Genomic DNA, 26,978 nt, shown 5'->3' with positions numbered 1-26,978 from the left:
CGCTGTTCAACTTGAATGGGCGTCCCAGTGTCAGTGATCCCCCTCGTGGTGTGTGACGACTCCAACATGGCACGCAAACAGGTGCTACGTGCATTGCCGGCGGACTGGCCGGTCTCGGTCACTGAGGCCAGCAATGGGCGCCAGGCCATGGACGCCATACGCCAGGGCCTGGGCCAAGTGGTGCTGCTGGACCTGACCATGCCGGAGATGGATGGTTATCAGGTGTTGAGCGCCTTGCGCGCCGAAGGCTTGAAGGCGCAAGTCATCGTGATCTCCGGTGACGTCCAGGAGCAGGCGGTACGCCGCGTGCTGGAGCTGGGCGCACTGGCATTCCTGAAAAAACCTTTCGATGAAAACGAGCTGCGCCAGACGCTCAGTGAGTTGGGGCTCCTGACAAAACCGGGCCAGACGCCGCCGCAAAATCGTTCGCTGACGAACACGGCCATCAGTTTTCACGATGCCTTCCGCGAGACGGTCAACGTTGCCATCGGCCAGGCCGCCGCCCTGATCGCCAAGGTGCTGGGTGTGTTTGTGCAGTTACCGGTACCGAACGTGAACATCCTTGAGGTGGGTGAGCTGCATATGGCGCTTAACGATGCCGGCAGCTCCCAGCAACTCACGGCCATCTGCCAGGGCTTTATCGGCAGTGGTATTGCCGGCGAAGCCCTGCTGATATTTCACGAATCGGAAATCGCCGACATCGCGCAACTGATGCAGCGCCAAAGCAGCGATTATTCCGACCTGGAAATGCTGCTGGACCTCTCCAGCGTTCTGATCGGCGCTTGCCTGAGCAGTATTGCCGAACAGATCGACGTGGTGTTCTCGCAGGGGCATCCGCAGATTCTCGGCCAGCACGCGGCCATCGAGGAGCTGATTCACGTCAACCGCAAGCACTGGAAAAAGACCCTGGCGGTGGAAATCAGCTACAGCCTGGAAGGGCACGATATTCGTTTCGACCTCTTATTGCTGTTCACGGAAGACTCGATCGAGCGGCTGACCCAAAAACTCACCTACCTGATGACCTGAGCCATGCCTGATTCCATTGATCTGAACGAGTTTCACTGGTTGCTGGCCATTGTTCAGAGCATCGATGTCGGTGTGGTGGTGCTGGACCGCGACTACCGCGTACAGGTCTGGAACACGTTCATGGAGAACCGCTCCGGGGTGCAGCCGAAGGACGCCCACAACCAGCATTTTTTCAGCCTGTTTCCCGAAATCGATCGCCAGTGGTTCAGCCGCAAGGTGGAAAGCGTCGCGGCCCTGGGCACCCCAGCGTTCACTGTCTGGGAGCAGCGTCCCTATCTGGTGCGGTTCAAGAGCTACCAGCCCATCACCGGCCAGGAAGAGTTCATGTACCAGAACACCACGCTGTTACCGTTGCGCTCGCCCGACAGCAAGATCAGTCACATCTGCCTGGTGATCTATGACGTCACCGACGTCGCCACCAACCGGCATCAACTACAGGCCGCCAATGCGCAATTGCAGCAGCTCTCCAGCACCGATCGACTGACCGGGCTGTACAACCGCGGTCATTGGGAGGCGAGCCTGAAAGCTGCCTACGCGCGGCATCAACGCTACGGCAATGCCTTGAGCCTGGTGATGCTCGATATCGACCACTTCAAACGGGTCAACGACACCTATGGCCACCAGGCCGGGGATCAGGTCATCGAGCAGGTCGCCCGGCTTTTGCACGAACATGTACGCGACTCCGACGTGGCCGGGCGTTATGGTGGCGAAGAGTTTGGTGTGGTGCTGTCGGACACCGACAAGGTCGGCGCCCGGATGTTCGCCGAGCGCCTGCGCCATGCAGTCGAGGAGCTGCAAGTGCTGTTCAACGACCAGAGCATCCGATTTACCATCAGCCTGGGAGTGGCGGACCTGAGCCAACCCGCGACCGGCCACGCCGAACTGATCGCCCGGGCCGACCAGGCGTTGTATACGTCCAAGAAAACCGGGCGCAATCGGGTGACGGTGTACACAGGTTGAATGCGGTTTTTTCGGACCCCGCTCAGCGCCAGGGCGCAAACCAGCCCAGGCCATCCTCGGTCAGACCGCGGGGGTTGTACTCGCAGCCGATCCAGCCCTCGTAACCGGCTTCGTCGAGCAGTTTGAACAGGTACGGGTAGTTCACTTCTCCCTGGTCGGGTTCGTGCCGATCCGGCACGCCGGCGATCTGGATATGCCCGACGCCGGCCTGGAAGCGCTGGAAACCGGCAATCAGATCGCCCTCCATGATTTGTGCATGGAACAGGTCCAGTTGCACGCGCAGGTTCGGCTCCCCCAGTTCGGCCAGGATTGCATGGCCCTCGGTCTGGCGATTGATGAAGTAACCCGGAATCGAGCGGGTGTTGATCGGCTCGATCAGCAGTGTCAGTTGGTGCTCGGCCAAACGTCGGGCGGCGTAGCGCAGGTTTTCCAGATAGACCTCGCGCATGCGCGGACGCTGGCTCTCGTCACTCACCAGCCCGGCCATTGCGTGCAGTTTGGGGCAGCCCAGCGCGTGGGCGTATTCGATGGCGCGGTCGACACTTTCGCGAAATTCCGCCTCACGCCCCGGCAACGCCGCGATGCCGCGCTCGCCCGCGGCAAAATCCCCCGGCGGCAAGTTGAACAGCACTTGGCTAAGCCCGTGCTCGGCCAAACGCCCGGCCAGCTCGGCCGGTGCGAACTCATAAGGAAACAGGTATTCCACGCCCTTGAAGCCGGCCTTGGCCGCCCGGCCGAAGCGCTCCAGGAAGGGTGCATCGTTGAACATCATGCTGAGGTTGGCAGCGAAACGTGGCATTGCAGTCACCATTGGGCGCCGAAGGTCTGGCGCAGTTCGTCGATTTGTTCGTCGTCCAGCGCCCGTACCGGCTGCTGACGCAGCAACAGGTAGAGCTTGGCCGTTTCTTCGAGTTCTTCGATGGCGTAGGTGGCCGCCTCCAGGCTCTTGCCCGAAACGACCGGTCCGTGATTGGCCAGCAACACCGAGCTGTGCTGCCCGACCAGTCCGCGAATCGCCTCGCCCAGCCGCGGATCACCGGGCCGGTGGTACGGAATCAGCGGCAAGCGGCCCACGCGCATGACGAAGTAAGGTGTCAGCGGTGGCAGGCACGACGTAGCGTCCAGACAGTCCAGGCAGGACACCGCCGCCGAATGCGTGCAATGCAAATGCACGATGGCCCCCGAATCTTCGCGGCCTTCATAGACGGCACGGTGCAGGAACGCTTCCTTGGAGGCGGGTTTGCCGGCCAGGTGGTTACCTTGCCAATCGAGCTTGGCGATGTCCGCCGGGTCCAGGCGACCGAGACAGGCATTGGTCGGGGTCAGCAGCCAGCCATCGTCCAGCCGCACGCTGATGTTGCCGGAAGAGCCAGGGCTGAGCCCACGCAGGTAGAGTGAGCGGCCGATCTCGACGATCTCTTCGCGCAGTCGACTTTCCTTCATGTCAGCATCTCCCAGGCCTTGATCATGAAATCGGCGCTGCCGAAATTACCGGACTTGAGCGCCAGGGTCAGCGGCCGCCCGGATTGGCCGAGCGTCTGGGTCCAGGGCACGCCGGGGTCGATGCTCGGCCCGATGCGCAAACCTTCGATGCCCAGCGCGCCGACCACTGCGCCGGAGGTTTCACCACCGGCGACCAGCAATTGACCCACGCCCTGCTGTTCGACCAGCGCACGGGCAATCGCCGCCAGGGCCGCTTCAATGCGTTCACCGACCTGCTGCGCGCCGAACTGTTGTTGCACCCGACGAACCTCGTCGGCTGGGCTGCTGGCATAGATCAGCACCGGCCCCTGGTAGCCGGCAGCCCAGGCCAGAGCCTCGGCCACCAGGGCGTCACCGCGGGCCATCAGCTCGGCCGCCTCCAGACGAAAGGCAGGATAGACCGCTGCCGCCTGCTCGATCTGGCCGAGGGTCGCTCGCGAACAGCTACCGCTGAGAATCGCCTGACGCCCCCAACCCGCTTCCAGCCGACTGGCTTCGCCGTTGGCCTGCAACAAGCCTCTGGCCTGCCAATCCTGGGCCATGCCCAACGCCAGCCCCGACCCGGCCGTAACCAGCGGCAGGTCGGCACAGGCGGCGCCAAGCACCTGCAAATCTTCATTATCAATAGCGTCGCTGACGGCGATGCCCACGCCTTCGGCGCGCAACGCGGCGATCCGCTGACGGGTCGCCTCGACGCCGGCGCGCAGGGTCCGGTAGTCGATCAGGCCGACCGGGTGGCGGGTTTGCGGCTGCAACACGCGCAGCAGATTGGCATCGCGCATGGGCGTGAGCGGATGATCCTGCATCCCGCTTTCGTTGAGCAGCACGTCATTGGCGAACAGGTAGCCGTTGAACACGCTACGGCGGTTCTCCGGAAAGGCCGGACAGGCCACAGTGAAGTCGCTGCCCAGGGCTTGAAGCAGCGCATCGCTGACCGGGCCGATGTTGCCCTCGGCGGTGGAGTCGAACGTCGAGCAATACTTGAAGTAGAACTGTCGGCAGCCCTGCTGGCGCAACCACTCCAGCGCCTGCAGCGACTGTGCGACTGCCTCCTCGGGCGCCAGGTTGCGCGACTTGAGCGCCACCACCAGCGCGTCAGCTTCGCCCAGCGCCAAGGGTCCACGTGGAACGCCGATGGTCTGCACAGTGCGGGCGCCGCCGCGCACGAGCATGCTGGCAAGGTCGGTCGCTCCGGTGAAGTCGTCGGCAATGCATCCGATCAGGGGCATGGTCAAATCTCCTCGTTGGCGGCGGCAGGCAGGTTGATACCGGGGAATATTTTCACCACGGCGATATCGTCCTCGCGCCCCAGCCCGGAAGCCGACGCTTGCTTGAACATCTGGTGGGCGCTGGCGGTCAGCGGCAACGGGAAGACTGCCTCCTGGGCGCTGTCGAGCACCAGCCCCAGATCCTTGACGAAAATATCTACCGCCGAGCGCGGTCGATAATCACCCGCCAGCAAATGCGGCACGCGGTTTTCGAACATCCAGGAATTGCCGGCGCTGTGACTGATCACCTCGTAGAGCGCCTCGGGATCGCAGCCCTGGCGAATGCCATAGGCCATGGCTTCGGCCGCCGCGGCAATATGGACCCCGGCGAGCAACTGATTGACCAGCTTGATCTGCGAACCTTGCCCGGCCTCTTCACCCAGCCGATAGACCTTGGCGGCGACCGCAGCGAGTGCAGTTTGCGCCCGTTCGAAGGCCGCTTGCGGCCCCGACGCCATGATGGTCAACTCGCCCGCCTCGGCACGCACCGCACCGCCCGAAATCGGCGCATCGAGCATCAGCACCTGGTGCTCGGCCAAGCGCTCGCTGATGCGCCGCGCAGCCGCCGCCGAGATGGTTGCACAGGCGATGACCACGGAACCCGGACGCAGCCGCGCGGCAATTCCCTGCGCGCCGAACAGCAGTTGCTCGGTCTGCGCGGCGTTGACCACCACGATGAACAGCAGATCGCTGAGCGCCGCGCTGTCACTCAGGCCGCTGACCGGCTGGCCGCCCTCGGCGCTGAAGGCCTGGCGCACGTCCTCGCGGATGTCGTAGCCCCACACGGGCAAACCGGCACGTAAAAGGGAACGCGCCATGCCCAGGCCCATGGAGCCCAGGCCGACCACACCAATATTGGATATTGCTGTCACGGGTGAATCCTCTTGTGGTTGTTATCCGGACGCGTCGGCCTCGCTTCGCGCTTCACGCAGGCGGACTTCGGCGTTACGCAGGTGCGAGGAGGCCGCGGTACGTGCCGCCTCACTGTCACCGGCGGCGATGGCGGCGAGCAGCGCGTGGTGCTCCTGGTCGACCTGACGCATGTACTGGCTGTTACGCGCCTCATTGCAACGGGTCACTCGGATCGCCTGTTGCAACAGTTGGTGCAGAAAATCGATGGTTTCGAGAAAGTGCTGGTTGCCGGTGGCGGCCACCACCGAACGGTGGAAGGCGAGGTCTTCGCGCACGCCGTCTTCACCCCGCTCGACCGCTTCGTCGAGCTCGGCCAAGGCGTTTTGCATCGCCCGCAATTGCGCATTGGTGCGCCGCGCCGCGGCCAGTTCGGCGGCCTTGATCTCCAGCGCGCTGCGCAACTCGAGGATTTCCACCACGGCCTCGAAGTTGCCCTGGGGCGGAGACAGACGCAACGCGACACTGGGATTGGGCACGACAAAGGTGCCGCTGCCCTGGCGCGAAGTGAGCATGCCCTCGCGCTTGAGCATCGAAATAGCCTCGCGCACCACCGTGCGGCTGACACCGTATTGCTCGCACAAGGCCTGCTCGGTGGGCAGGCGGTTACCGGCGGCCAACTGGCCCTCATGGACCGCCGCACTCAGGCGTTTGGCCAGCCGTTCGGCCAGCTTGGGGGTAACGTCGTTCAGACTGTCCACTCAGATTCTCCCGGCAATCGTCGCGCTGCCCTGCCACTCGCTGTGAGCAAGAAGAAAACACGCAACGGTTGCGTCCACGTTAAATTCATCATACAACATGACAACTGCTTGTCACCTGGTTCATCAAATAACAAGAATACGGGGCGTTCGGCACGCTGCCCCGAATATTCTCCTTAAGCGGAGTGCAATACATGAAGATCCTGGTAACTGGCGGCGCTGGCTTTCTCGGCGCCCGCCTGATCGAAGCGCTGCTGGCGCCCACTGCGAGCGACCTGCTGCCCCCCGGCACTACCCTTGTCTCAGTCGACCTGGCGCCCTGCCCCATCGATGACCCGCGTGTGGTGTCGCACACGGGCGACATCTGTGACCCGGCCTTTATCCAATCACTGATCGGTCCAGAGACCTCCCTGGTCTATCACCTGGCCGCGATCGTCAGTGGCCAGGCCGAAGCCGATTTCGACCTGGGCATGCGGGTCAATTTCGAGGCGACCCGCGCCCTGCTCGAAGCCTGCCGCCACCAGGCCCAGGCACCGCGTTTCGTGTTCGCCAGCTCCTTGGCGGTATTCGGCGGGCCGATGCCCGAGCAGGTGCCCGAAGAACTCGCACCGCTGCCGCAATCGTCCTATGGCGCGCAGAAGGCAATGGCCGAACTGTTGATCAATGACTACTCGCGCAAGGGCTTCATCGATGGCCGGGTGTGTCGCCTGCCGACCATTTCCGTTCGCCCCGGCAAACCCAACGCAGCGGCCTCGTCATTTGCCAGCGGCATCTTGCGCGAGCCCCTGGCCGGCGAGGCGAGCAACTGTCCGGTACCGCTGGACACCCGCATGTGGCTGTCTTCGCCGCAGACCGTGGTCGACAACCTGGTCCATGCCGCGCGTCTGGACGGCCAGGCGCTTGGCCTGCGTCGGACCCTCAACCTGCCCGGCATCAGCGTGCGCGTCAGCGAAATGCTCGACAGTCTCGCCCGTGTCGGTGGCGAGGCGGCCCGCGCGCGGGTCAGTTTTGAGCCGGACGAGCGGATCCAGCGCATCGTCTGCAGCTGGCCCGGCGACTTCGACATCCAAAGGCCGCTGCAACTGGGCTTTCGCGGTGACGCCGATTTTGACAGCGTGGTAAGGGCGCACCAGCTCAGCATGAATCACTGACCGAGACGGCCCCTGGCGGTGCCGTCGTTCCATCCAATAACAACAAGAGTGATTACCCAATGGACGCAACTTCTATCGCCGGTCCACAGCTGATGGTGAGCCTGGTCCTGGCCATCGTCATACTCATCGTGCTGGTTCTCAAGACCCGCATCCACGCCCTGCTGGCGCTGATCATCGCCGCCTCGATCGCTGGCCTGGGCGGCGGCATGGCGCCGGACGCGCTGGTCAAATCCATCACCACCGGTTTCGGTGCCACGCTGTCGACCATCGGCCTGGTCATCGGTTTCGGTGTGATGATGGGCCGACTGCTGGAAGTCTCCGGCGCCGCCGAGCGGATGGCCTATACCTTCGTGCGTTGGCTGGGCAACAAACGCGAAGAGTGGGCGATGATGGTGACCGGCTACATCGTCTCGGTGCCGATCTTCTGCGACTCGGCGTTCGTCATCCTCAACCCGTTGGTCCGTGCGCTGGCACGCAACAGCGGCAAATCGATGCTGACCCTGGGTATTGCCCTGGCCAGCGGCCTGATGCTGACCCACCATGCGGTTCCGCCGACGCCAGGGCCGCTGGGGATTGCCGGGATCTTCAATATCGATGTGGGCTTGATGATTTTCTGGGGCGTGGTGTTCACCATTCCCGGCACCTTCGTGCTGGTGGCCTACGCCCGCTTCATGGGCCCACGCATCGAGGCGATGATCGCGCAAAGCGGCCAGAAACCGGTCGAACCCGCCACCGCCTACCGCGAAGTGCTCGAACGCGCCGATGCCCGCGAGGCCGAGCTGCCGCCGCTGTGGCTGTCGATGCTGCCGATCGTGCTGCCCATCCTGCTGATCTTCGCCAACACCCTGGTCGTGGCCCTCGGCAAACTCAACGGTGACAGCACCCTGACCCAGAGCCTGTTCGGCCAGACCATCGCGTTTGTCGGCAACCCGGTCATTGCCGTCGGCCTCGGGGTCGTGGCAGCACTGTATGGCCTGGTGCCGCGGCGCCCGCGTGAGGAAGTCATCGCGCATATGGAGAAAGGCGTGGAAAGCGCCGGCATCATCCTGCTGGTCACTGGCGCCGGTGGTGCATTGGGTGCCGTGTTGCGCGACAGCGGTGCGGGCCAGTACATGGGCGAATGGGTCGCCACCTTGCCGCTGCCGGCGGTGTTGATCCCCTTCGTGATCGCTTCGCTGGTGCGCCTGATCCAGGGCAGCGGCACAGTCGCGATGATCACCGGCGCCTCGATTTCCGCGCCGATCCTGGCCTCGATTCCCGACGTTAACATGGTCTTCGCCGCCCAGGCGGCGGCCATTGGTTCGATGGTCTTTGGCTACTTCAACGACAGCTATTTCTGGGTAGTCAACCGCATGCTCGGGGTCACCAACGCCAAGCACCAGATGCTGACCTGGTCGGTTCCGACCACGATCGGTTGGTTCACCTCCCTGCTCACCCTGTTGCTCTTCAACGCCATTCTCGGATAACCAAGCGCCGGGCACCTGGGCAGGAACTGATGAATCCTGCCCAAGTTTGCCCCCTTAGCGCCTGCTCATTCACCCACAGTCGTTGCGCAGGAACGTGCGCCCTTATTGGTTCAACAGCTTCAGCGTCCCCCCATTCGTCCAGCCAAAACCTCCTGCAACTCATAAACGAACCCGTGTTCATTAAATGTCGCCGAATCGACAGCTGGAAGAAGACAGGCCACACTCAAGTTTTCCACATGGTCTGGGCCGACCGCCCCAGGTTCAATGTCCCCCGGTTTCGACGGATAACACTCAAGCGCGTATAGGCCCAGCCGATAACACATTAAGTCAACGGCCCCCAGGCCGCGCCGGCACTGCTGGTTGCATAGGGTAACTCTCGATGATTTTTCCGTTTAACCGTCTGCTGATGTGCTGCGTCCTGATGTTCCTGGGTGCAAGCGCAACCCTGTCAAACGCCGCTGCAGAGACTGCGCTGCGCATCGTTACGGAAGAACTGCCGCCCTATAACATGACGCAGAACGGGCGAGTGACCGGCATGAGCACCGAGGTGGTCCAGGCAGTGCTCAAGGAGGTCGGCGTAGAGGCGTCCATCCAGCCCATGCCTTGGGCGCGGGCCTACGAACTGGCGCTCAATGAAAGTAACGTATTGATCTATTCAATCGTTCGAACGCCCGCGCGCGAATCACTTTTCCAGTGGGTCGGGGCCATCGCCCCAACCCAGTGGTACATGTACTCGCTGGCTGAGCGCCCGGTAAAACTCAACTCGCTGGACGATGCGCGCGGTCACCAGATTGCCACCGTCAATCAGGACGTGGGTGAGCAGTACCTGGTGTCAAAGGGTTTCCGCATTGGTAAAGACCTTCAGTCGAGCAACAAGTACGAACACAACTACCGCAAGCTCAAGGTCGATCACGTGGAGCTATGGATTTCCAACGAGCTCAACGCGCTGTACCTGACCCGCCAGAATGGTGAAGACCCGGATAAAGTGTTGATCCGCTCACTGCCGCTTCCCGAATTGAGCAGTCAGGATGGCTTGAACATGGCGTTCAGTCGCAAGACGCCGGCCGCGACGGTCGAGAAATTCCGCTCAGGCCTGGAGACCATCCGCCGCAATGGCGTTTACGACGCCATCATGCGCAAGTGGTTATGACATGGCCGACGATTTTCGAACTGTCCCCCTTCACCCGCCAAAGACCAGAACATTCAGCTCATTGGGACGGCGTCTGGTTTTGGCCACGCTGGTGTTCTGCCTGTGCTTTACCTTGGCGATGGTCACGCTGCGTACCTGGCAGGCCTGGGAAAACAATCTGGCGCAGATGAATTCGGAGCTGCTCCTGATCGACCAGGTGTTCCAGAACACCTTGGCCCATGCCATTTGGGAAATGGACCGTGAGTCGTTGGACAAGCAGATCACCAGCGTCGCGAATGCGGCGCCGGTGGGACGCGTGGTACTCAATATCCTGCGACCCGGACAGTCGCCAGAAATCATCGAGTTCAATCGATATGCCAGCAATTCATCCAGCGTGGCGCCGGTGCTGCATCGTCAGCTCGTCGCACAGCCCTACATTGGCGCCAACGAAAAGGTCGGTGAACTGACCATCGAGGGCGATAACAACCTGCTTTGGGAACGTCTCTGGGACGAAGCCCGCAGCATCGTCATCACGCAGGTGATCCAGTCGTTGCTGCTGGCCGGGCTGGTCATGACCATGTTCAACCGTCTGGTGACCGTACACGTTGTCCATATCGCCCGGCATCTGGGAAAGCTCTCACCACAAACACTCAACTTCCACCTCAAGCTGCAGCGTTCGGTCCAGCGCCAGGACGAGTTGAGCCTGCTCGAATTCAAAGTCAATGCACTGCAAGACAACCTCCACGCCCATTTGGAGCGCCAGCACTCGGACGAACTGGCCCTTGCAGCCAGTCGCGACCAGTTGGCCGAACTGGTCGAGGCGCGCACCTCGGAGCTCAAGGCTGCCAACCAGGCCCTCGAAGCGCTGTCGCGTCACGATGCCTTGACCGGCTTGGCCAACCGTCGTTACTTCGATGAACTGAAGGATGTCGAATTCCGCCGTGCGATTCGCCACAACACCCCGCTGGCCGTACTGATGTGCGATGTGGATTTCTTCAAGATCTACAACGACACCTACGGCCATATCAAAGGGGACGAGTGCTTGAAACAGATCGCCGGGACCCTGCGCAGTGTCTTCGGCCGCTCCGGCGAACTGACAGCTCGCCTGGGGGGTGAGGAGTTTGTCGTGGTATTGCCCAATATCAACGCCAGCCAGGCATGCGAGGCCGCCCAGCGGTTTCGTGAAAGCCTGGCTGAACTTGAACTGCCCCATGGCGGCTCAGCGGTTTCCCCTTTTGTCACCCTGAGCATCGGCGTCGCCGAGCTGGACACCAAAACCATGGACCACTTCGATCAACTGCTGCAACGCGCCGACCAGGCGCTGTACCGAGCCAAACGCCAGGGGCGCAATTGCGTCGCTTTATAAAACCATCATGTGCAGCGAGGTTTGTATGCACTATCGTCTGAAGCTCTGCTCGTGCTTGCTCCTGGCCTTGATCAGCGTGAAAAGTCACGCCGAGGCGATCGAAGTCGTGACCGAAGACTCGTTATACGCCTACCTGCGTGAAGGCGCGCTCGTCGGGCCGGGCACTCGAATAGCCGACGAAACCTTAAAAGGCGCAGGGATCAGCGATTATCGTATGTTGCTGTACCCATGGGCACGCGCTTACGAAAAAGCACTGCATGAACCCAATGTAATGATCTTCCCGCTCGATCGCACTCCGGCCCGTGAACAGATGTTCAAGTGGGTGGGTGAAATACATCGGGCGACGACCAAGCTTTACAAGCTGCGTGGACGTGACGGCATCGCCGTTGACAGCCTTGAAGACGCCAAGCAGTACACCATAGGCGTGGTGCGAAATGACGCCAAGCAGGTTTACCTGCAGCAGAAAGGCTTTACCCGGCTGGTGGTATCGGCGGACAACCACGATAACTTTCAAAAGCTGTTGAATCAGCAGATTCAGTTGCTGCCAATGCCCGAGAACACTGCGCGCCTGATGAGCAAAGATGCCCAAGTGGATTTCACCTCCCTGCAAGAGGTCTTTTCCCTGGATGAACAACCCCACCGAGTTCACATGGCGTTTAGTCTGAGCACCCCAGACGAGATCGTCACCCGGGCTCAACAGGCTTTCGCGAAGCTCAAGGCTTCAGGCGAAGTGGATCGGATCATGACCCAAGAGCGTTAGCCGGTGAGGCTAATGCTGTGCTTGCGCGCGGGGTGATTTGCTGACGCTGACATTCCTATGGCAGGCTTGAGCCAGAGTTTTTTTTCGCGGTTCACGCGGTCACTAAACGTCGGCAATGAGGCCCCTCCCATGAGCAAAGCGCCCTATGTACCGCCCAGAGTCTGGAAATACAACGCCCCGTCTGGCGGCCAGTTCGCCAACATCAACCGCCCTATCGCGGGGCCGACCCATGAAAAAGTATTGCCCGTGGGCGAACATCCGTTGCAGCTGTACTCACTGGCCACGCCCAATGGCGTGAAAGTGACCATCCTGCTGGAAGAGCTGTTGGCGCTGGGGCACACCGGCGCCGAATATGACGCCTGGCTGATTCGGATCGGCGAGGGCGACCAGTTCTCCAGTGGTTTTGTCCAGATCAACCCGAACTCAAAGATCCCAGCGTTGCTTGATCGCAGCGTGGAGCCAGCGATCCGGGTTTTCGAGTCCGGTTCGATCCTGCTGTACCTTGCGGAAAAATTCGGCGCCTTCCTGCCCACTGATCCGGCCGGGCGCACCGAAACCCTGAACTGGCTGTTCTGGCAGATGGGCGCAGCCCCCTATCTGGGCGGAGGCTTCGGTCATTTCTATGCTTACGCGCCCGATAAACTTGAATACCCCATCAATCGTTTCACCATGGAAACCAAACGCCAGCTCGATGTCCTGAATCGCCGTCTTGGCGAAAGCCAATACCTGGCCGCAGACAGCTACACCATCGCCGATATCGCGGTCTGGCCTTGGTATGGTCAATTGGTTCGCGACAACGTGTACTCGGCTGCCGAGTTCCTGGCTGCCCACGAATACACCCATGTGCAACGCTGGGCCGAGGAGATCGCCAATCGGCCCGCGGTGATCCGTGGGCAACGAGTGAACCGCACCTGGGGTGATGAAACGAGCCAAGTGCCGGAGCGGCATCGGGCTGAGGATCTGGATTAAAAGGACTGGGCCGGTCTTTCCCCGTCAGCACTGGATAGCAACCGCGGTGGGCCGGGCGCTATCCGATCGCTGAACGCCGCGCAGATTAAACACGAATCGTGAATCCATGATTGGCTTTTCAGCCATTGAACCTGCAATCGCATTCCCTATGCTGGCATGACTGCTCATCGAGCGCGGCGCATCGTGAGGCCCTCCCGACGCGCCTTCCGATCACTCGCGAGAACCGTCATGAAAGGCCCCAGAACGCTCTACCAAAAGCATATAGATGCCCACACCGTCTGTACGCTGGATGACCACGGCCATGTGTTGCTCTACATCGACCGTCAGGTCGCCAATGAATACACCAGCCCCCAGGCCTTCAGCGGCTTGAGAGAAGCGAACCGAACGGTATGGCGCCCCTCATCGACGTTGGGCGTGGTCGATCATGTCAACCCGACCACGCCTGATCGCGTTGCGACCATGCCGGATGCGGGTGGCGCGCTTCAGGTTTCTTACTTCGAGCAGAACTGTCGAGACTTCGCAATCGAGTTGTTCGATGTCCTGGACAAGCGACAAGGCATTGAGCACGTGGTTGCCCCTGAGCAAGGCTTCATTCTTCCCGGGATGGTCGTGGCCGCAGGTGATAGCCACACCACGACCTATGGCGCGCTGGGCGCTTTTGGTTTCGGTATCGGCACCTCGGAGATTGAACACCTGCTCGCCACACAGACGTTGGTCTATAAACGTCTGAAGACCCTGCGCGTGAATGTGCACGGGAAGATGGGCGCAGGCGTCACCTCCAAAGACATCATCATGGCCTTGATCCGCGACATCGGCGCATCCGGTGCGACGGGCTACGCCATCGAGTTCTCCGGCCCCACCATCGAGTCCCTCAGCGTCGAAGCGCGCATGACCATCTGCAACATGGCTGTAGAGGCCGGTGCCCGTGGTGCTTTCATGGCGCCGGACGAAAAAGTGTACGCCTATCTCAAAGACAAGCCGCGGGCCCCCAAAGGGGCGCAATGGGAGCAGGCTGTCGAAAAATGGAAAGCGCTTTATTCCGACCCGGGAGCGCATTTCGACAAGGAAGTCGAACTCGATGCCAGCGCATTGGAGCCGATGGTGACGTGGGGAACCAGCCCGGACCAGGCCGCGCCGATTGGTGAGTGCGTACCGGATCCGCGTTTGGAGAGCGACCTGATCCGCCGCCAGGACCTGCAGCGGGCACTGCGCTACATGGGCCTTGAGCCGGGAACCCGGCTGGCGGGAGTGCCGATCAGTCACGCCTTTATCGGCTCCTGTACCAATGCACGCATCGAGGATCTGCGGGATGTCGCGCGCATCGTTCGGGGCCGCAAAGTAGCGGCGAGCGTGCGCGCGATGATCGTACCGGGCTCCACGCTGGTGCGTGAGCAGGCGCAAGCGGAGGGACTGGCGCAGATCTTCAAGGATGCAGGCTTCGAATGGCGCCAGTCCGGCTGCTCGATGTGCCTGGCGATGAATGATGATGTGCTGTCACCGGGCGATCGCTGTGCCTCCAGTACCAACCGTAATTTCGAGGGCCGTCAGGGCGCCGGAGCAAGAACTCACCTCATGAGCCCGGCGATGGTCGCCGCCGCAGCAATTTGCGGCCACCTCACCGACGTTCGCCAGCTGTCCATGGAGACCTGAAATGCAGCCATTCACCATCGTTCGCGGTACCGCCGCGCCGCTGCCCGCCGCGAATGTAGACACCGACGTGATCATGCCCAAACAGTTTCTCAAGGGCATCGATCGCAATGGGCTGGACCGCGGGGTCTTTTTTGACTTACGTTTCCTGGTCGATGGCGCCCCTAATCCTGCCTTCATTCTCAATCAGGCTCCCTGGGATCACGCCAGTTTCCTGATCACCGGGCCAAATTTCGGCTGTGGTTCCAGCCGCGAGCACGCGGTTTGGGGGCTGAAGCAATTGGGTATACGCGCACTGATCGGCACGAGTTTCGCCGGTATTTTCTACGACAACTGCCAGCGCAATGGTGTTCTTCTCATTCAAGTGAAGGAGTCAGAACAGCAGGAGATCAGCCATCTCGTTGGGTCACCTGAAAACTCGCAGATCACGATCGATTTGCATGCCCAGCAGATTCACCTTCAAACCGGAAAGATGATTGGGTTTGAGATCGATCCATTGCGCAAAAAAGCGCTGCTGGAAGGTCTCGATGCGATTGGCACAACGCTTGAGCATACGTCACGAATTCGCGACTTCGAGACACAGCACCATCGTTCGAACCCCTGGCTTGCCTGAGCCTCAAGCGAACAAGGGCCTGCATCACGCGGGCCTGCGCAGCCGGACCGGGCCGTCGTCAGGGGTGGGACGCCTCAGGTAGCCGCAGCCTTTTCAGAGAGTTCTCCAGAAACTCCACACAAACGCGAAGTTTGGCCGAGTCTGCCAGCCTGGTCGGATACACCGCCCAGACGTTCGCGCTTTGGGTGTAGTCGGGCAGCACGCGGACCAGCTTGCCTTGATCCAGCAGGGGCTGCACATCCCACAACGACCGCAGAAGAATCCCGCGCCCAGCCAATGCCCATTGCAGTACGATCTCTCCGCTGTTCGACGACAGCCTGCCATTGACCCGGACGACCTCATCACGGTGGGCGTGATTCAAGTGCCAAACACCGAACGGGTTGTTCCGCTCCTTCAAGACCAGACAGTCATGATGAGCAAGATCCTTGAGCGTCATCGGGACCCCTCGCCGCTCCAGGTAATCCGGCGTGGCACAGAGCACCCGTTGGTTACTGAGCAGCTTGCGGCTGATGTGATGTCCCGGCAAGTCGTCACCCACCCGGATCTCCAGATCAAAGCCTTCGGCAACGATGTCTACCACGCGGTCGAACACATCCAACCGCACCTCCAGTTCTGGATAGATCGATGACAACTCTGCAATCGCAGGAGCAACATGATTGCGTCCAAAACCGAAGCTGCTGCAAATGTGCAGCAGGCCTCGAGGGGCTTGGCGAATCTCGGTGAGCTCGCCTACGAAATCATCCATGTCGTCGAGAAAGCGCATCGCCCAGCGCCGAGTTTTTTCCCCCGCTTCTGTCAGCGCAATGCGCCGAGTGGTGCGATGCAAAAGTCGCGTGCGCAAGGTTTGTTCAAGCACTCGAATCCGTTTGCTCACAAATGCAGGTGAAAGCCCTAGCTCATCCGCGGCGCCGGCAAAGCTGGATTTGCGAATTACGGTCAGGAAAACCCGAAGGTCCTCCGGCAGAGGAGTTTGAACACGAAACGTGTTTTCTGGGTTCATGACCGCCCTGCTTATTCCGCTTTTTGCGCAGAATAGCACCTATGAATGCTCGCCCGCCCGCTCGGACCTGATCAGTGCGGCGGGCCCAGGTCAATCGCGGGCCGCCACTGAGGCTCTTTCAGTTGGATTGGTTGGCCGCCTGGGCCGCTTCGATCAATTGAGTCCCGATCTGGGCTTCGAAGGCTTTCCAGGCAGGACGCACGGCATCGCGCCAGGCATCACGTTGCTGCGGGGTCAGGCTGATGATCTCGCTCTTGCCCGAATCGATGATGCCTTGCTTGGCCTGCTGATTGAGTGCCTCGGCCTGCTTGTTCACTTCGACGGTGACCTCATCGATGATCTGCTCCAGGTCATCGCGCACATCCACCGGCAAGCCATTCCAGAACTGGGTGTTGGCGATCAGCAAGTAGTTACCGATGGCATGGTTGGACTCGGTCATGTACTTCTGCACTTCATAGTATTTCTGGGAATAGATGTTCGACCAGGGGTTGTCCTGCGCATTCACCACACCCGTTTGCAGGCCCTGGTAGATCTCAGCGAAAGCCATCTTGCGCGGCACGGCGCGCAACGCGCTGTATTGCGCGGCCTGCAGGTCAGACGGCTGCACGCGAAACTTCTGCCCGCGGGCATCACTTGGCTTGACCAGCGGTTTGTTCGCGGTCAACTGGCGCATGCCGTTGAGCCAGTAGGCCAGCCCGGTGATGCCTTTGCCTTCCATTGATCGGAGCAGCGCCTTGCCTTTGTCCGACTGCTGAAAGCGCTGCGCCGCCGCGACGTCATCGAACAGGAACATCAAGTCGAACAACTGCAATTGCTTGGTGTACTGCTCAAGTTTAGAGGGCGCCGGCGCCAACATCTGCACCTCGCCGAGCAACAGGGCTTCCATCTCCTTGCCATCGCCGTACAACGACGAATTGGAGTAGACCTGCACTTGCACTTTACCCGGCAGGCGCTCCTCCACCAACTTCTTGAACATCAGGGCGCCCTGCCCCTTCGGCGTGCTGTCGGCGGTGATGTGGGAGAACTTGATCAGAATCGGTTCGGCGGCCTGGACAGACAACGCACCGACCAGGGCAAAGCTGGCAAGCACCCCGGTCAGGCCACGACGCACGGATGGATACTTCATGGTGAGCTCCTATTGTTTTTGTGTGAGCGTTGGGGACGCATCCCCCTCAGTCCGTTTGGACTCTAACCCCCGTCCCTGCGCGACTGAAATTCATATTTGAACAATGCTGCCTTCGGCTTTCACGAAGGCTCGACCATGGAAGCTTCCCGTTGCTCGCTGCTCATCAGGTGTTCAAGCATCTGGCGTGCCGTCATCGACAACGCTTCCAGGCTGCGCACGGCAATCTTCAACTCGCGACGCGCCCAGGGATCGTCCAGCGCAATGACCTGCACATCGAGCGCCGGCAAATAGGTCCGCACGGCAAGCTCCGGCAGGATGCCGATCCCCATGCCGGTGTGGATCATCCGGCAAATGGCTTCGAAGCTGCGCACCTGGATCCGCAGGCGCAATGGCGTGCCCAAATGACGCGCAGCCTGCTGCAGCAGGCCGTGTAACGAGGCGTCCTGCTGCAACCCGATGAAGTCGTAGCTGACCGCTTCGTGCAGGCTGATGCGGCTGCGCTCGGCCAGCGGATGCGCGCGTGGGGTGACCAGCACCAAACGGTCGTGACGGTAGTTGAATACCTGCAGCTCGTCGGCGGGCACATGGCCGGCGAAAATGCCGATATCGGTAAGCCCTTCGCGCACCGCGCGAATGACTTCGCTGCTGACCCGCTCTTCCAGGTCGATTTTGACCTGCGGGTGCAACCGGGTAAAAGCACTGAGGTCCTCGGGTAAAAACTCGATCACCGCCGAGGTATTGGCGTGAAGGCGCACATGTCCCTTGACCCCTTCGCTGAACTCGCTGAGATCAGCGTTCAACTGCGCCAGGTTGTCCATCATATTGCGGGCGTGATGCAGCAAGGCATGCCCGGCCGGCGTCAGTTCGACACCCTTGGGCTGGCGGTAGAGCAAGGCGATACCCAACTGGTTTTCCAGGTCACTGACCCGTTTGCTCACCGCCGCCAGGGCCAGGTGCTCGCGCTCGGCAGCCTTGGTCAGACTGCGCTCATCGGCGATGGCGACGAACAGCTTGAGGGTGACGAAATCGATACGACGCATAGGCGCGGCCTCCTGTCAGTCGTGTATCACGACGTGCAGCACGATAAAGAACAGGTTCAAGGTTCTCACAGGTGGTACTTCGCAAGATACGAAGCCTGGCTTGGTCATTGATCAATTGTTCAGCTTCAGGGCCTGAGCCATCCTGCCTGACAAAGAACAGCGCACGACCCGAAGGTGCAGACATGACAGAACAACACGTAAGCAGCATGGCGCTGCAAGGCCTGAAGGTCCTGGAGATGGGCCAACTGATCGCCGGCCCGTTCGCCAGCAAGATGCTCGGGGAGTTTGGTGCCCAGGTGATCAAGATCGAGCCGCCGGGTGTTGGCGACCCGCTGCGCAAGTGGCGCAAGCTCAAGGATGGCACCTCGCTCTGGTGGCATGTGCAATCGCGCAACAAGCAGTCGTTGACCCTTAACCTGAAAGCAGCGGAAGGTCAGGAAATTGTCCGCCGGCTGGTGGCCGAAGCCGATGTACTGGTCGAGAACTTTCGCCCCGGCACGCTGGAAAGTTGGGGGCTGGGCTGGGACACGCTGTCGAAGATCAACCCGCGCCTGATCATGCTGCGCATCTCCGGCTACGGGCAGACCGGTCCCTATCGCGACCGCCCCGGCTTCGGTGTCATCGGCGAGGCCATGGGCGGCCTGCGCCACCTCACCGGTCACCCGGGTCAGGCCCCGGTACGGGTCGGCATCAGCCTGGGCGATTCGTTGTCTTCCCTGTATGGGGTCATCGGCGTGCTGCTTGCTTTGCAGGAGCGCCACACCAGCGGCATGGGCCAGTTCATTGACGTGGCGTTGTACGAATCGGTGTTTGCCATGATGGAAAGCCTGGTGCCGGAGTACGACGCCTGTGGTTATATTCGCGAGCCCGCCGGCAGCGCCCTGCCGGGTATCACGCCGTCCAACTCCTATCCCTGCAACGACGGTCAATACGTGCTGATCGCCGGCAACGGCGACAGTATCTACAAACGATTGATGCAACTGATCGGCCGCCCGGATCTGGCCGACGACCCGCGCCTGGCGCATAACGACGGGCGTGGCGAACACGCCGAGCGTATCGATGCGGCCATCGCCGAATGGACCCGGCAACACGATCGAGATCAGGTCCTGGAGGCACTGAATCAGGCGTTGGTGCCGGCCGGATTCCCCTACACCGCCGCCGATATCGTCAAGGACCCGCACTACCTTGCGCGCCAGATGATCGAGACCGTGCAGACCAGCGCCGGCGCGCTGAAAGTGCCGGGCGTACTGCCCAAACTCAGCCGCACCCCGGGGCGTCTCGGCGCCGGCGGCCCACAATTAGGCGAACACACCGACGACCTGCTGGCCGGTCTGGGCCTGAGCGGCGAACAGGTCCGCGGCCTGCGCGAGCGCGGCATCATCTGAACAAGGAGGTGCCTGCAAAAAAGGCTTGCGCCCCCTCACCGTCACCCGGAGAACCGCCCCATGAGCAAACGCCTGTACATCCAGGAAGTCGTCACCCGCGACGGCTTCCAGAGCGAAGCCCAGTTCATCCCCAGCGCAGACAAGATCGCCCTGATCGATCGCCTGGCGCAAACCGGCCTGGCGAAAATCGAGGTCACCTCCTTCACCTCACCCAAGGCGATTCCCAGCCTGCGCGATGCCGAAGAGGTGATGCGCGGCATCCGTCGCGTGCCAGGGGTGGAATACAGCGTGCTGGTGCCCAATGTGAAGGGCTGTGAGCGGGCATTGGCCTGCGAGGTTGACGAGATCAACCTGGTGATGTCGGCCAGCGACAGCCATGGCATGGCCAACCTGCGCATGACGGCCGAACAATCGCTCGAGCAGTTCCGCCAGATCATTGCCGTCAGCCAGGGAAGCGGCGTGTTCATCAACGCCTCGTTGTCGACCGCCTTCGGCTGCCCGTTCGAAGGCCAGGTCGCCGAAGCGCGGGTCCATGGGCTGATCCAGCGCTTGCTGGACATCGGCGTGCAGGGCGTAACCTTGTGTGACACCACAGGCATGGCCGATCCGGCACAGGTCGTGCGCATCTGCCGTGAAGCCCTGGCGCGCTGGCCGCACACCCCGTTCACCCTGCACTTTCACAACACCCGAGGCATGGGGCTGGCCAATGCCCTGGCGGCACTGGACGCCGGCATCGATCGTTTCGATGCCTCGCTCGGTGGGCTGGGCGGCTGCCCCTATGCGCCGGGTGCCAGCGGAAATATTTGCAGCGAGGATCTGGTGCACATGTTCCAGCGCATGGGACTGGACACCGGCGTCGACCTGGACAAGTTACTGTCGGCGGCGGCCACCCTGCCAACGCTGGTCGGCCACCCGGTGCCTGGGGCAATCCTCAAGGCCGGCAAGTCCGACCGACGCTATGCAAAAGCTCAATAGAAGCCAAGCCGGTAGCCTCGGGCCGAGGCTACCGCGCCAATGGTAGAGCGCCTCATGGCGACCTCCAGCATCCGTCAATATTGTTATTGCGTCCTGCACAGACCATTCAAATCTGCTGGCTTTATAGCCAGAGCAGCTGCCTTGTAAGCTCTCTCTCGATCCCCACTAGCGACAAACCCGGTGAGTGATTGCCGATCATCGATCCGGTTTGAGCGCGATGGTGTCTGTCGCCATCGGTGTTTTCAATGTCGCCACGGATCTTCTCTTTGCAGACTGGGAGTCAACGATGAAGCTACAGGTCAATGAACGCGAACTGGAGGTGGATGCGCCCGACGATATGCCGCTGTTGTGGGTCGTTCGAGACCTGATGAACATGACCGGTACCAAGTTCGGCTGCGGGATGGGTTTATGCGGCGCCTGCACCGTGCATATCGACGGCTCGCCCCAGCGCAGTTGCATCACGCCTGTCGGTGCCCTGGCCGGTAAAAAGATCACCACCATCGAAGGCCTGTCAGCCGATATCAGCCATCCGGTTCAGCGTGCCTGGACCGAACTGGATGTCGTCCAGTGCGGCTATTGCCAGTCCGGCCAGATCATGGCCGCCGCGGCATTGCTGACAAGCAACCCTGCCCCCACCGACGCCGACATCGATCAGGCCATGGCCGGGAATATCTGTCGCTGCGGCACATACCAGCGCATTCGTTTGGCCATCCACCGCGCCGCCGAATTGAGCAAGGCCTGACCCCATCCCATCAGCCACCTTTCAGCCAGGGAGTGCTCTGCAATGAATGCCACAATTGTCTCTTCTCGTCGCAGTTTTCTTAAATCTGGCGTCGTGCTCGGCACTGGCCTGATTGTCGGTTTCACGGTGCCCGCAGGCAAACGCCTGATGGCGCAAGACCTGGAGTCCGCCGAATTCGCGCCCAATGCCTTCCTGCGCATAGCTCCGGATGACAGCATCACCATTTTCCTGGCTCATGCCGAGATGGGTCAGGGGGTCTGGACCACCCTGACCCTGCTCATCGCCGAAGAACTGGACGCTGACTGGAGCACACTCAAGGTCGAGCATGCGCCGGCCGCCGCCGTCTATGCCAGTCTCCGGCGGGGGTTTCAGGGCACGGTCGGCTCTTCCAGCATTCGTGATGAGTTCGAGCGTTATCGCCGGGCGGGCGCAATGGCGCGGACGCTGTTGATCCAGGCGGCGGCCATTCGTCTCGGCCAGGCACCCAGCTCATTGCGCACAGAGCATGGCGAGGTCATCGCCGGCAACACCCGTCTGCGCTATGGTGAACTGGCCGAACAGGCCGCCACGCTGCCGTCGCCAGATCCGGCGACGCTGCCCCTGAAAGATCCGGCGGCGTGGACGCTGATCGGCAAGGGCGCCTTACGGCTGGACTCGCCAGAAAAGATCAGCGGGCGCGCGAAGTATGGCATCGACATCCAGTTCGACGGCTTGCTCTGCGCCGTGGTTGCACGGGCGCCGATGCTCGGCGGCAGGGTCCGCACCTTCGATGCGACCCAGGCCAAGGCACTGCCTGGCGTACGCCATGTGGTTCAGATCCCCAGCGGCATTGCGGTCGTCGCCGATCATTACTGGGCGGCCAAGCGCGGGCGCGATGCGCTGCAAGTGCAATGGGAGGCTGCAAGCGGCACCGTCATCCTCGACAGCGATCAGCAACGCCAGGATTTAACCGCCCTGACCCACACACCGGGCCAAGTCGTCACGCAACACGGCGAGGTCGAGTCAGCAAAGAAGACGGCCCAAAAAATAATCGAGATGACATACACCGTGCCCTACCTCGCGCACGCCACAATGGAGCCACTCAACTGCACCGTGAAGCTCAGCGACGACGGCTGTGACATCTGGGTCGGCAGCCAGATGCAAACGTTCAATCAACGAACCGCCGCGAAGATCACCGGCCTTGCCCCTGAGCAAATACGTATTCACACCACCTTCCTGGGCGGCGGCTTTGGCAGGCGGGCGTTGCAGGATTTCATTGCCGAAGCGGTGGAGGTCGCCAAGGCTGTGAACGTGCCGGTGAAAACCCTCTGGAGCCGCGAGGATGACATGCAAGGTGGATACTACCGTTCAGCCTTCGCACAACACCTGCGTGTTGCCCTCGGGCCTGATGGGCGACCGGTGGCCTGGTCGCAAACCTCGGCGGGTCAGTCGATATTTCCGGATGCGCCGGGCATTCATCCGACGTCGGTCGAAGGCATGAGCGACTCGCCCTACATCATGCGCAGCCCGGCGTATCGGGTCGAAGCGCACTCCCCCCGGTCGAACATTCCCGTGTGGTACTGGCGCTCCGTTGGCCATAGCCACAACGCGTTCGTCATGGAGAGCGCGGTGGATGAACTGGCGCACGCCGCCGAGCAGGACCCACTGGCCTATCGACGCCTGCTGCTTGAATCGGACCCACGGCACCTGGGCGTGTTGAACCTTGCCGCCGAACGCTTCGGTTGGGGGCGCACGCCGGCACCGGGGCGCGGCCATGGCCTCGCCGTGCATCAATCATTTGGCAGCTACTGTGCTCAAGCGGTGGAAGTTTCCATCGAAGGTGGGAATATCCGCGTACATCGCGTGGTGTGCGCGATCGACTGCGGCATCCCGGTCAACCCTGACAACATCAAGGCACAGATGGAAAGCGCTATTGTCTTCGGTCTCAGTGCAGCGTTGTTCGGGCAGATGAGCATCAAGGAGGGCCGGGTCCAACAGTCCAACTTTCACGATTACCGGGTACTGCGCATCAACGAAATGCCGCAGATCGAGGCGCATGTACTGCCCAGCACCGAGAGCCCTGGCGGTGTAGGCGAACCGGCAACGCCCCCTATCGCTGCGGCCGTGGCCAACGCGGTTTTCGCGCTGACGGGTCAACGCTTGCGTGACCTGCCGTTGCGTCCATCGAACAGCGCATGAAGCGAAGGCCGTCAGGTCAGCGGTCCAAAACGTTCGACATACAGAGCGCTCACCCACTCGACAAACACCTTGAGTCGCGGGGAGAGCTGGCGGTGATACGGATACAGCACCGAAATCGGCAGTCCTGGACTGGGCCAGTCACTGAGGACCTCGACCAACGCCCCTGACGCCAGGTATTGCTCCACGCGAAAGCGCGGCACCTGGATCAGTCCGCAGCCGTTCAACGCACAGCAGCAGTAAGACTCGGCGTCATTGACTGAAATCCAGCCGCCCGGCTCCAGCTCGACCACTTGGCCGTCAATGACGAAGGTGAAGGGGTAACGTATGTCGTGGTTGCTGGCAAAGAAGCCCACGGCCTGATGTTCAGCAAGCTGCTGTGGAAACATAGGCGTGCCGTGTTCGGCCAGATAGCCGGGGCTGGCACAGACGACTTCAGGCATCAACGCCAGCCGCTTGGCCACCAGCGAAGAATCACGCGGATTACCTGCACGGACCACGCAATCGACACCTTCGCTGACCAGGTCCACCAACCGGTCACCGCAGCTGATGACCAGATTGATTTCGGGATAGCGCCGATGAAAATCCTGGATGTTCGGGAGGATGATCCGGGTCGCATGGCTCCCGTGCAAATCCAGACGCAAGGTGCCACGTGGATTCGCCACGACCGTGCTGAGTGAAGACTCGGCATCCTCCAGATCGGCGAGCACAGCCTTGCAGCGCTCATAGAAGGCCTGGCCGTCGAGTGTCGGCCGAACCTGCCGGGTTGTTCGCTCGAGCAGACGCGCCCCGAGCTGACGCTCCAGTTGCTTGATGGCCAGCGTCGCAGTCGCCCGCGGGATATCCAGACCATTGGCTGCACGAGTAAAGCTGCCTTGCTCGATGATGCGGATGAACAGTTGCAAGGCATCGAATTTGTCCATCGTTGACGCCTTTTATGGGTGAGGGATGAACAGTCTTACCTGCGATACCTGACTAATCCAGCCCTTTGAAGCAATCAGTATTACTTTCACGACGGCGCAAGGGGGTCACCGTGCACCGATTGTTCATGGGAGGTGAATTGTCATTGCAGCCCGGTCGATTTATCCATCGACCGGAAGACACCACAATCTTCTCGTCAGCCTTTTGATAAAACCACCCCAGGACATCATTCAGATGAAACCGACCTCTCATGCTCCCCATGCTGAACAGCCCTCGAAGCTGCTCCTCCCGGCCCTGGGTATTTTTTACCAATCGGGCGAGCCTCTGGCTTATGCAATGCTCAGGTTATGCCTGGGCATCATCATGGTGACCCATGGCTTGCCCAAGCTCTTGGGAACTTCACACGGGTCGATGGCCGATCCCATGGCCGGTTCGATTCACCTGATCGAAAACGTGCTGCATTTGCCATTCCCCCAGCTATTGGGCCTGTTCGTTGCCTGGCTTGAAGGTTTGGGTGGGTTGCTGCTGGCGCTAGGATTAGCAACCCGGCCATTGGCGGTGGCGATGGCCATACAGATGGCGGCGATCGCTTACATCCTTGGCCCGAACTGGCCCTGGATAGACCGAGGCATCGAATACCCGGTATTGATGGGCTTTCTTTTCACGTATATCGCCTTCAAGGGGGGCGGTCGTCATTCACTGGATCGCATTCTGGGTCGTGAACTTTGACGGCTGCGCAGCGCTTATCGACCGGCATCGGCTGACAGTCGATAAAGGATTGCGGTAAGACGATGCGCAAAGGGGCTCACCCTTGTTCAATCATCGTTAAAGGGAGCGCTCGGATCCCTTTCACCCGGTGCGCCAGGTTTCTGGATCGTGGCGCAGTTCGAGTCATAGCGCTGCCCCTCGAGTTGGGAACGTGCAAACGCAAACGCTTCATTCAACGAGCCATGCATCACCCCGTCATGCCCCAGTCCTTCATAGCGCTGCCAGGTGACCTGGTTTCCAGCAGCGCACAGTGCCGCCGCAACCGCATACTGTCGTACCGGAGTGATGGTCTCATCCGCCTGGCCGGTGGCAATCAGCAATGGAAAAGCAATCGTTGCCTGGGGCATATCGGTGGTGGGAGTGCGCAGAGCGCTCAACGATTGCGCACTGATGGTCAGCAGTTGCGAAAATGAACCGATTTTCAGCTCCCGCGACTTGAGGGCAATTTCCCGCGTACAGCTTTGCCGGGCAACGTCGAGAAGCTCAAGCCCTGCCGGTGTCAGCAGGTCATCAATTCGGGACGCGTTTTCGCGTAAGCCGCCCGTCGCCAATGACAGGAACACGGTGTTGGAATGGCGCGCCTCTAGCGCGATGGGCCCGTCGGGGAATGTGCTGTTGGGCGCCGTGATGACCGCGCCGAGGATCTTGAGCTCAGGTGCATAGCTGGCGGCGAGTATTGACGCGCCCAGAGCGGCGCCTCCTCCCTGGGACTGCCCTGCCAGGATCGTGCGGTTGGAAATGACACCAGGCTTGAGGGCCCGGGCAGCACGAACCGCATCCAGGACGGAACTTCCTTCTGCCTGCCAGACCGTATACGGGTGAGGCCCTGGACCTCCCAGGCCTTGATAGTCGGTTGCCACGACGGCAAATCCGCGCTCCAGCCAACGATTGATGTACGCAGCGTCACGTGCTCTGAACCCGGTCCACGAGGGCGCGCATATGTCGGCGATCCCCAGCGTACCGTGCGCCCAGGCCAAGAGTGGCCAACCTTCTGCCGGAGCAGGACCGGTCGGCAGAAACAGCGTGCCGCTGACAGGCACCTGACCTGAGTTCCAACGCTGGTCCGTGGAACTGTAGAGCATGCGGATAGTTTGCGCCGCCGCGGGCACCCTCTCCTGCGGCTTCAGCGTTTCGCTCCTCAGCAAAACACCGGGCGCAGTGGGCATTGGATCCTGCCAGCGATAAAACGGAGAAAGATCCATATCACCGGCGGCACGACCGACCGGGAGTTCACCGGCAGCCATTGCGTTGAACGCAAGGGTTACGATGCCCCCAAGACAAATCCGTGTGAGAAGTGAAGAAGCAAGGGCTCTAAAAATCAGCATTTAGCGTTCGCCTCATGATGAAGAAGGCGCCAGACCAAAACCTGGGGCCACGGGGGTCAATGTTCAGAGTCAGATTG

Annotated in this window: 25 protein-coding genes; 15 read left to right on the top strand and 10 right to left on the bottom strand. The window is 61.1% G+C overall.

All coding sequences use genetic code 11. The features are described from left to right. Positions 1-15: 15 nt before the first annotated feature. Positions 16-1,026, top strand: coding sequence for a response regulator (locus HU811_RS00635; protein ID WP_186653205.1), 1,011 nt, complete (start codon positions 16-18; stop codon positions 1,024-1,026). A 3-nt stretch (positions 1,027-1,029) separates the two neighbouring features. After that, positions 1,030-1,986 carry a sensor domain-containing diguanylate cyclase gene (locus tag HU811_RS00630; protein ID WP_092396599.1) on the top strand — a complete coding sequence of 319 codons (957 nt, stop codon included), beginning with the start codon at positions 1,030-1,032 and terminating at the stop codon, positions 1,984-1,986. Between the two features lie 22 nt (positions 1,987-2,008). On the opposite strand, the gene otnI is transcribed toward HU811_RS00630, so the two are convergent. Genes otnI through HU811_RS00605 form a run of 5 tightly spaced genes read right to left on the bottom strand, consistent with a single transcriptional unit; the run spans position 2,009 to position 6,346 of the window. Next, positions 2,009-2,785 (bottom strand): 2-oxo-tetronate isomerase, encoded by a 777-nt coding sequence (otnI, locus tag HU811_RS00625; RefSeq protein WP_186653202.1) that lies wholly within the window; start codon positions 2,783-2,785, stop codon positions 2,009-2,011. Between the two features lie 5 nt (positions 2,786-2,790). Then, complete coding sequence (otnC, locus tag HU811_RS00620) at positions 2,791-3,429, bottom strand: 3-oxo-tetronate 4-phosphate decarboxylase (protein WP_186653199.1); 639 nt, start codon at positions 3,427-3,429, stop codon at positions 2,791-2,793. Further along, on the bottom strand, positions 3,426-4,697 hold the full coding sequence (gene otnK, locus HU811_RS00615) for a 3-oxo-tetronate kinase (RefSeq protein WP_092454638.1): 1,272 nt from the start codon (positions 4,695-4,697) through the stop codon (positions 3,426-3,428). The genes otnC and otnK overlap by 4 nt, the downstream gene beginning before the upstream one ends. Positions 4,698-4,699: 2 nt before the next feature. Then, positions 4,700-5,608 carry an L-threonate dehydrogenase gene (gene ltnD, locus HU811_RS00610; RefSeq protein WP_186653196.1) on the bottom strand — a complete coding sequence of 303 codons (909 nt, stop codon included), beginning with the start codon at positions 5,606-5,608 and terminating at the stop codon, positions 4,700-4,702. 21 nt (positions 5,609-5,629) lie between these two features. Continuing rightward, on the bottom strand, positions 5,630-6,346 hold the full coding sequence (locus HU811_RS00605) for a FadR/GntR family transcriptional regulator (protein ID WP_256573635.1): 717 nt from the start codon (positions 6,344-6,346) through the stop codon (positions 5,630-5,632). A 191-nt stretch (positions 6,347-6,537) separates the two neighbouring features. Between HU811_RS00605 and denD the strand changes: the two genes are divergently transcribed. The 8 genes from denD to leuD all read left to right on the top strand — a co-directional run bounded on the left by denD (position 6,538) and on the right by leuD (position 15,444). Beyond that, a complete protein-coding gene (gene denD, locus HU811_RS00600; protein WP_186653193.1) occupies positions 6,538-7,494 on the top strand; it encodes a D-erythronate dehydrogenase in 957 nt (318 codons plus the stop codon). Positions 7,495-7,553: 59 nt separating this feature from the next. After that, entirely contained in the window at positions 7,554-8,960 is a 1,407-nt protein-coding gene (locus HU811_RS00595; protein ID WP_186653190.1) for a GntP family permease, read from the top strand. A gap of 379 nt (positions 8,961-9,339) precedes the next feature. Beyond that, on the top strand, positions 9,340-10,110 hold the full coding sequence (locus HU811_RS00590) for a substrate-binding periplasmic protein (protein WP_186653188.1): 771 nt from the start codon (positions 9,340-9,342) through the stop codon (positions 10,108-10,110). A 1-nt stretch (position 10,111) separates the two neighbouring features. After that, positions 10,112-11,455 (top strand): diguanylate cyclase, encoded by a 1,344-nt coding sequence (locus HU811_RS00585; protein ID WP_186653185.1) that lies wholly within the window; start codon positions 10,112-10,114, stop codon positions 11,453-11,455. A 106-nt stretch (positions 11,456-11,561) separates the two neighbouring features. Then, positions 11,562-12,215, top strand: a complete 654-nt coding sequence (locus tag HU811_RS00580) for a substrate-binding periplasmic protein (RefSeq protein ID WP_256244224.1) — start codon at positions 11,562-11,564, stop codon at positions 12,213-12,215. Between the two features lie 129 nt (positions 12,216-12,344). Next, positions 12,345-13,184: a glutathione-dependent disulfide-bond oxidoreductase gene (gene yghU / locus HU811_RS00575; RefSeq protein WP_186653182.1), complete on the top strand. Its 840-nt coding sequence runs from the start codon at positions 12,345-12,347 to the stop codon at positions 13,182-13,184. Positions 13,185-13,412: 228 nt separating this feature from the next. Further along, a complete protein-coding gene (gene leuC / locus HU811_RS00570; RefSeq protein WP_186653180.1) occupies positions 13,413-14,834 on the top strand; it encodes a 3-isopropylmalate dehydratase large subunit in 1,422 nt (473 codons plus the stop codon). Between the two features lies 1 nt (position 14,835). Next, positions 14,836-15,444, top strand: coding sequence for a 3-isopropylmalate dehydratase small subunit (leuD, locus tag HU811_RS00565; protein WP_186653177.1), 609 nt, complete (start codon positions 14,836-14,838; stop codon positions 15,442-15,444). Positions 15,445-15,502: 58 nt separating this feature from the next. On the opposite strand, the gene HU811_RS00560 is transcribed toward leuD, so the two are convergent. The 3 genes from HU811_RS00560 to HU811_RS00550 form a co-directional block, all read right to left on the bottom strand. After that, positions 15,503-16,444: a LysR substrate-binding domain-containing protein gene (locus tag HU811_RS00560; RefSeq protein WP_186653173.1), complete on the bottom strand. Its 942-nt coding sequence runs from the start codon at positions 16,442-16,444 to the stop codon at positions 15,503-15,505. Between the two features lie 118 nt (positions 16,445-16,562). Beyond that, positions 16,563-17,570 (bottom strand): DctP family TRAP transporter solute-binding subunit, encoded by a 1,008-nt coding sequence (locus tag HU811_RS00555; RefSeq protein WP_186653171.1) that lies wholly within the window; start codon positions 17,568-17,570, stop codon positions 16,563-16,565. A gap of 119 nt (positions 17,571-17,689) precedes the next feature. Continuing rightward, on the bottom strand, positions 17,690-18,610 hold the full coding sequence (locus HU811_RS00550) for a LysR family transcriptional regulator (RefSeq protein WP_092396569.1): 921 nt from the start codon (positions 18,608-18,610) through the stop codon (positions 17,690-17,692). Between the two features lie 182 nt (positions 18,611-18,792). Between HU811_RS00550 and HU811_RS00545 the strand changes: the two genes are divergently transcribed. The 4 genes from HU811_RS00545 (at position 18,793) to HU811_RS00530 (ending at position 23,890) form a co-directional block, all read left to right on the top strand. Then, positions 18,793-19,995, top strand: coding sequence for a CaiB/BaiF CoA transferase family protein (locus HU811_RS00545; protein ID WP_092396567.1), 1,203 nt, complete (start codon positions 18,793-18,795; stop codon positions 19,993-19,995). Positions 19,996-20,055: 60 nt separating this feature from the next. Then, positions 20,056-20,970 (top strand): hydroxymethylglutaryl-CoA lyase, encoded by a 915-nt coding sequence (locus HU811_RS00540; protein WP_186653169.1) that lies wholly within the window; start codon positions 20,056-20,058, stop codon positions 20,968-20,970. Positions 20,971-21,256: 286 nt separating this feature from the next. After that, positions 21,257-21,712 (top strand): (2Fe-2S)-binding protein, encoded by a 456-nt coding sequence (locus tag HU811_RS00535; RefSeq protein WP_186653168.1) that lies wholly within the window; start codon positions 21,257-21,259, stop codon positions 21,710-21,712. A gap of 42 nt (positions 21,713-21,754) precedes the next feature. Continuing rightward, positions 21,755-23,890, top strand: coding sequence for a xanthine dehydrogenase family protein molybdopterin-binding subunit (locus HU811_RS00530; RefSeq protein WP_186653166.1), 2,136 nt, complete (start codon positions 21,755-21,757; stop codon positions 23,888-23,890). A gap of 11 nt (positions 23,891-23,901) precedes the next feature. Here HU811_RS00530 and HU811_RS00525 read toward each other — a convergent pair whose 3' ends face one another. Then, positions 23,902-24,810 (bottom strand): LysR family transcriptional regulator, encoded by a 909-nt coding sequence (locus HU811_RS00525; RefSeq protein WP_092396559.1) that lies wholly within the window; start codon positions 24,808-24,810, stop codon positions 23,902-23,904. Between the two features lie 232 nt (positions 24,811-25,042). Between HU811_RS00525 and HU811_RS00520 the strand changes: the two genes are divergently transcribed. Then, on the top strand, positions 25,043-25,537 hold the full coding sequence (locus tag HU811_RS00520; RefSeq protein WP_186653164.1) for a DoxX family protein: 495 nt from the start codon (positions 25,043-25,045) through the stop codon (positions 25,535-25,537). An 86-nt stretch (positions 25,538-25,623) separates the two neighbouring features. On the opposite strand, the gene HU811_RS00515 is transcribed toward HU811_RS00520, so the two are convergent. Continuing rightward, positions 25,624-26,901: an alpha/beta fold hydrolase gene (locus HU811_RS00515; RefSeq protein WP_186653162.1), complete on the bottom strand. Its 1,278-nt coding sequence runs from the start codon at positions 26,899-26,901 to the stop codon at positions 25,624-25,626. Positions 26,902-26,978 lie beyond the last annotated feature (77 nt).

The sequence above is a fragment of the Pseudomonas tehranensis genome (assembly GCF_014268615.1).
Lineage (GTDB): Bacteria > Pseudomonadota > Gammaproteobacteria > Pseudomonadales > Pseudomonadaceae > Aquipseudomonas > Aquipseudomonas tehranensis.
This window is presented reverse-complemented; position numbering and strand designations above follow the sequence as displayed.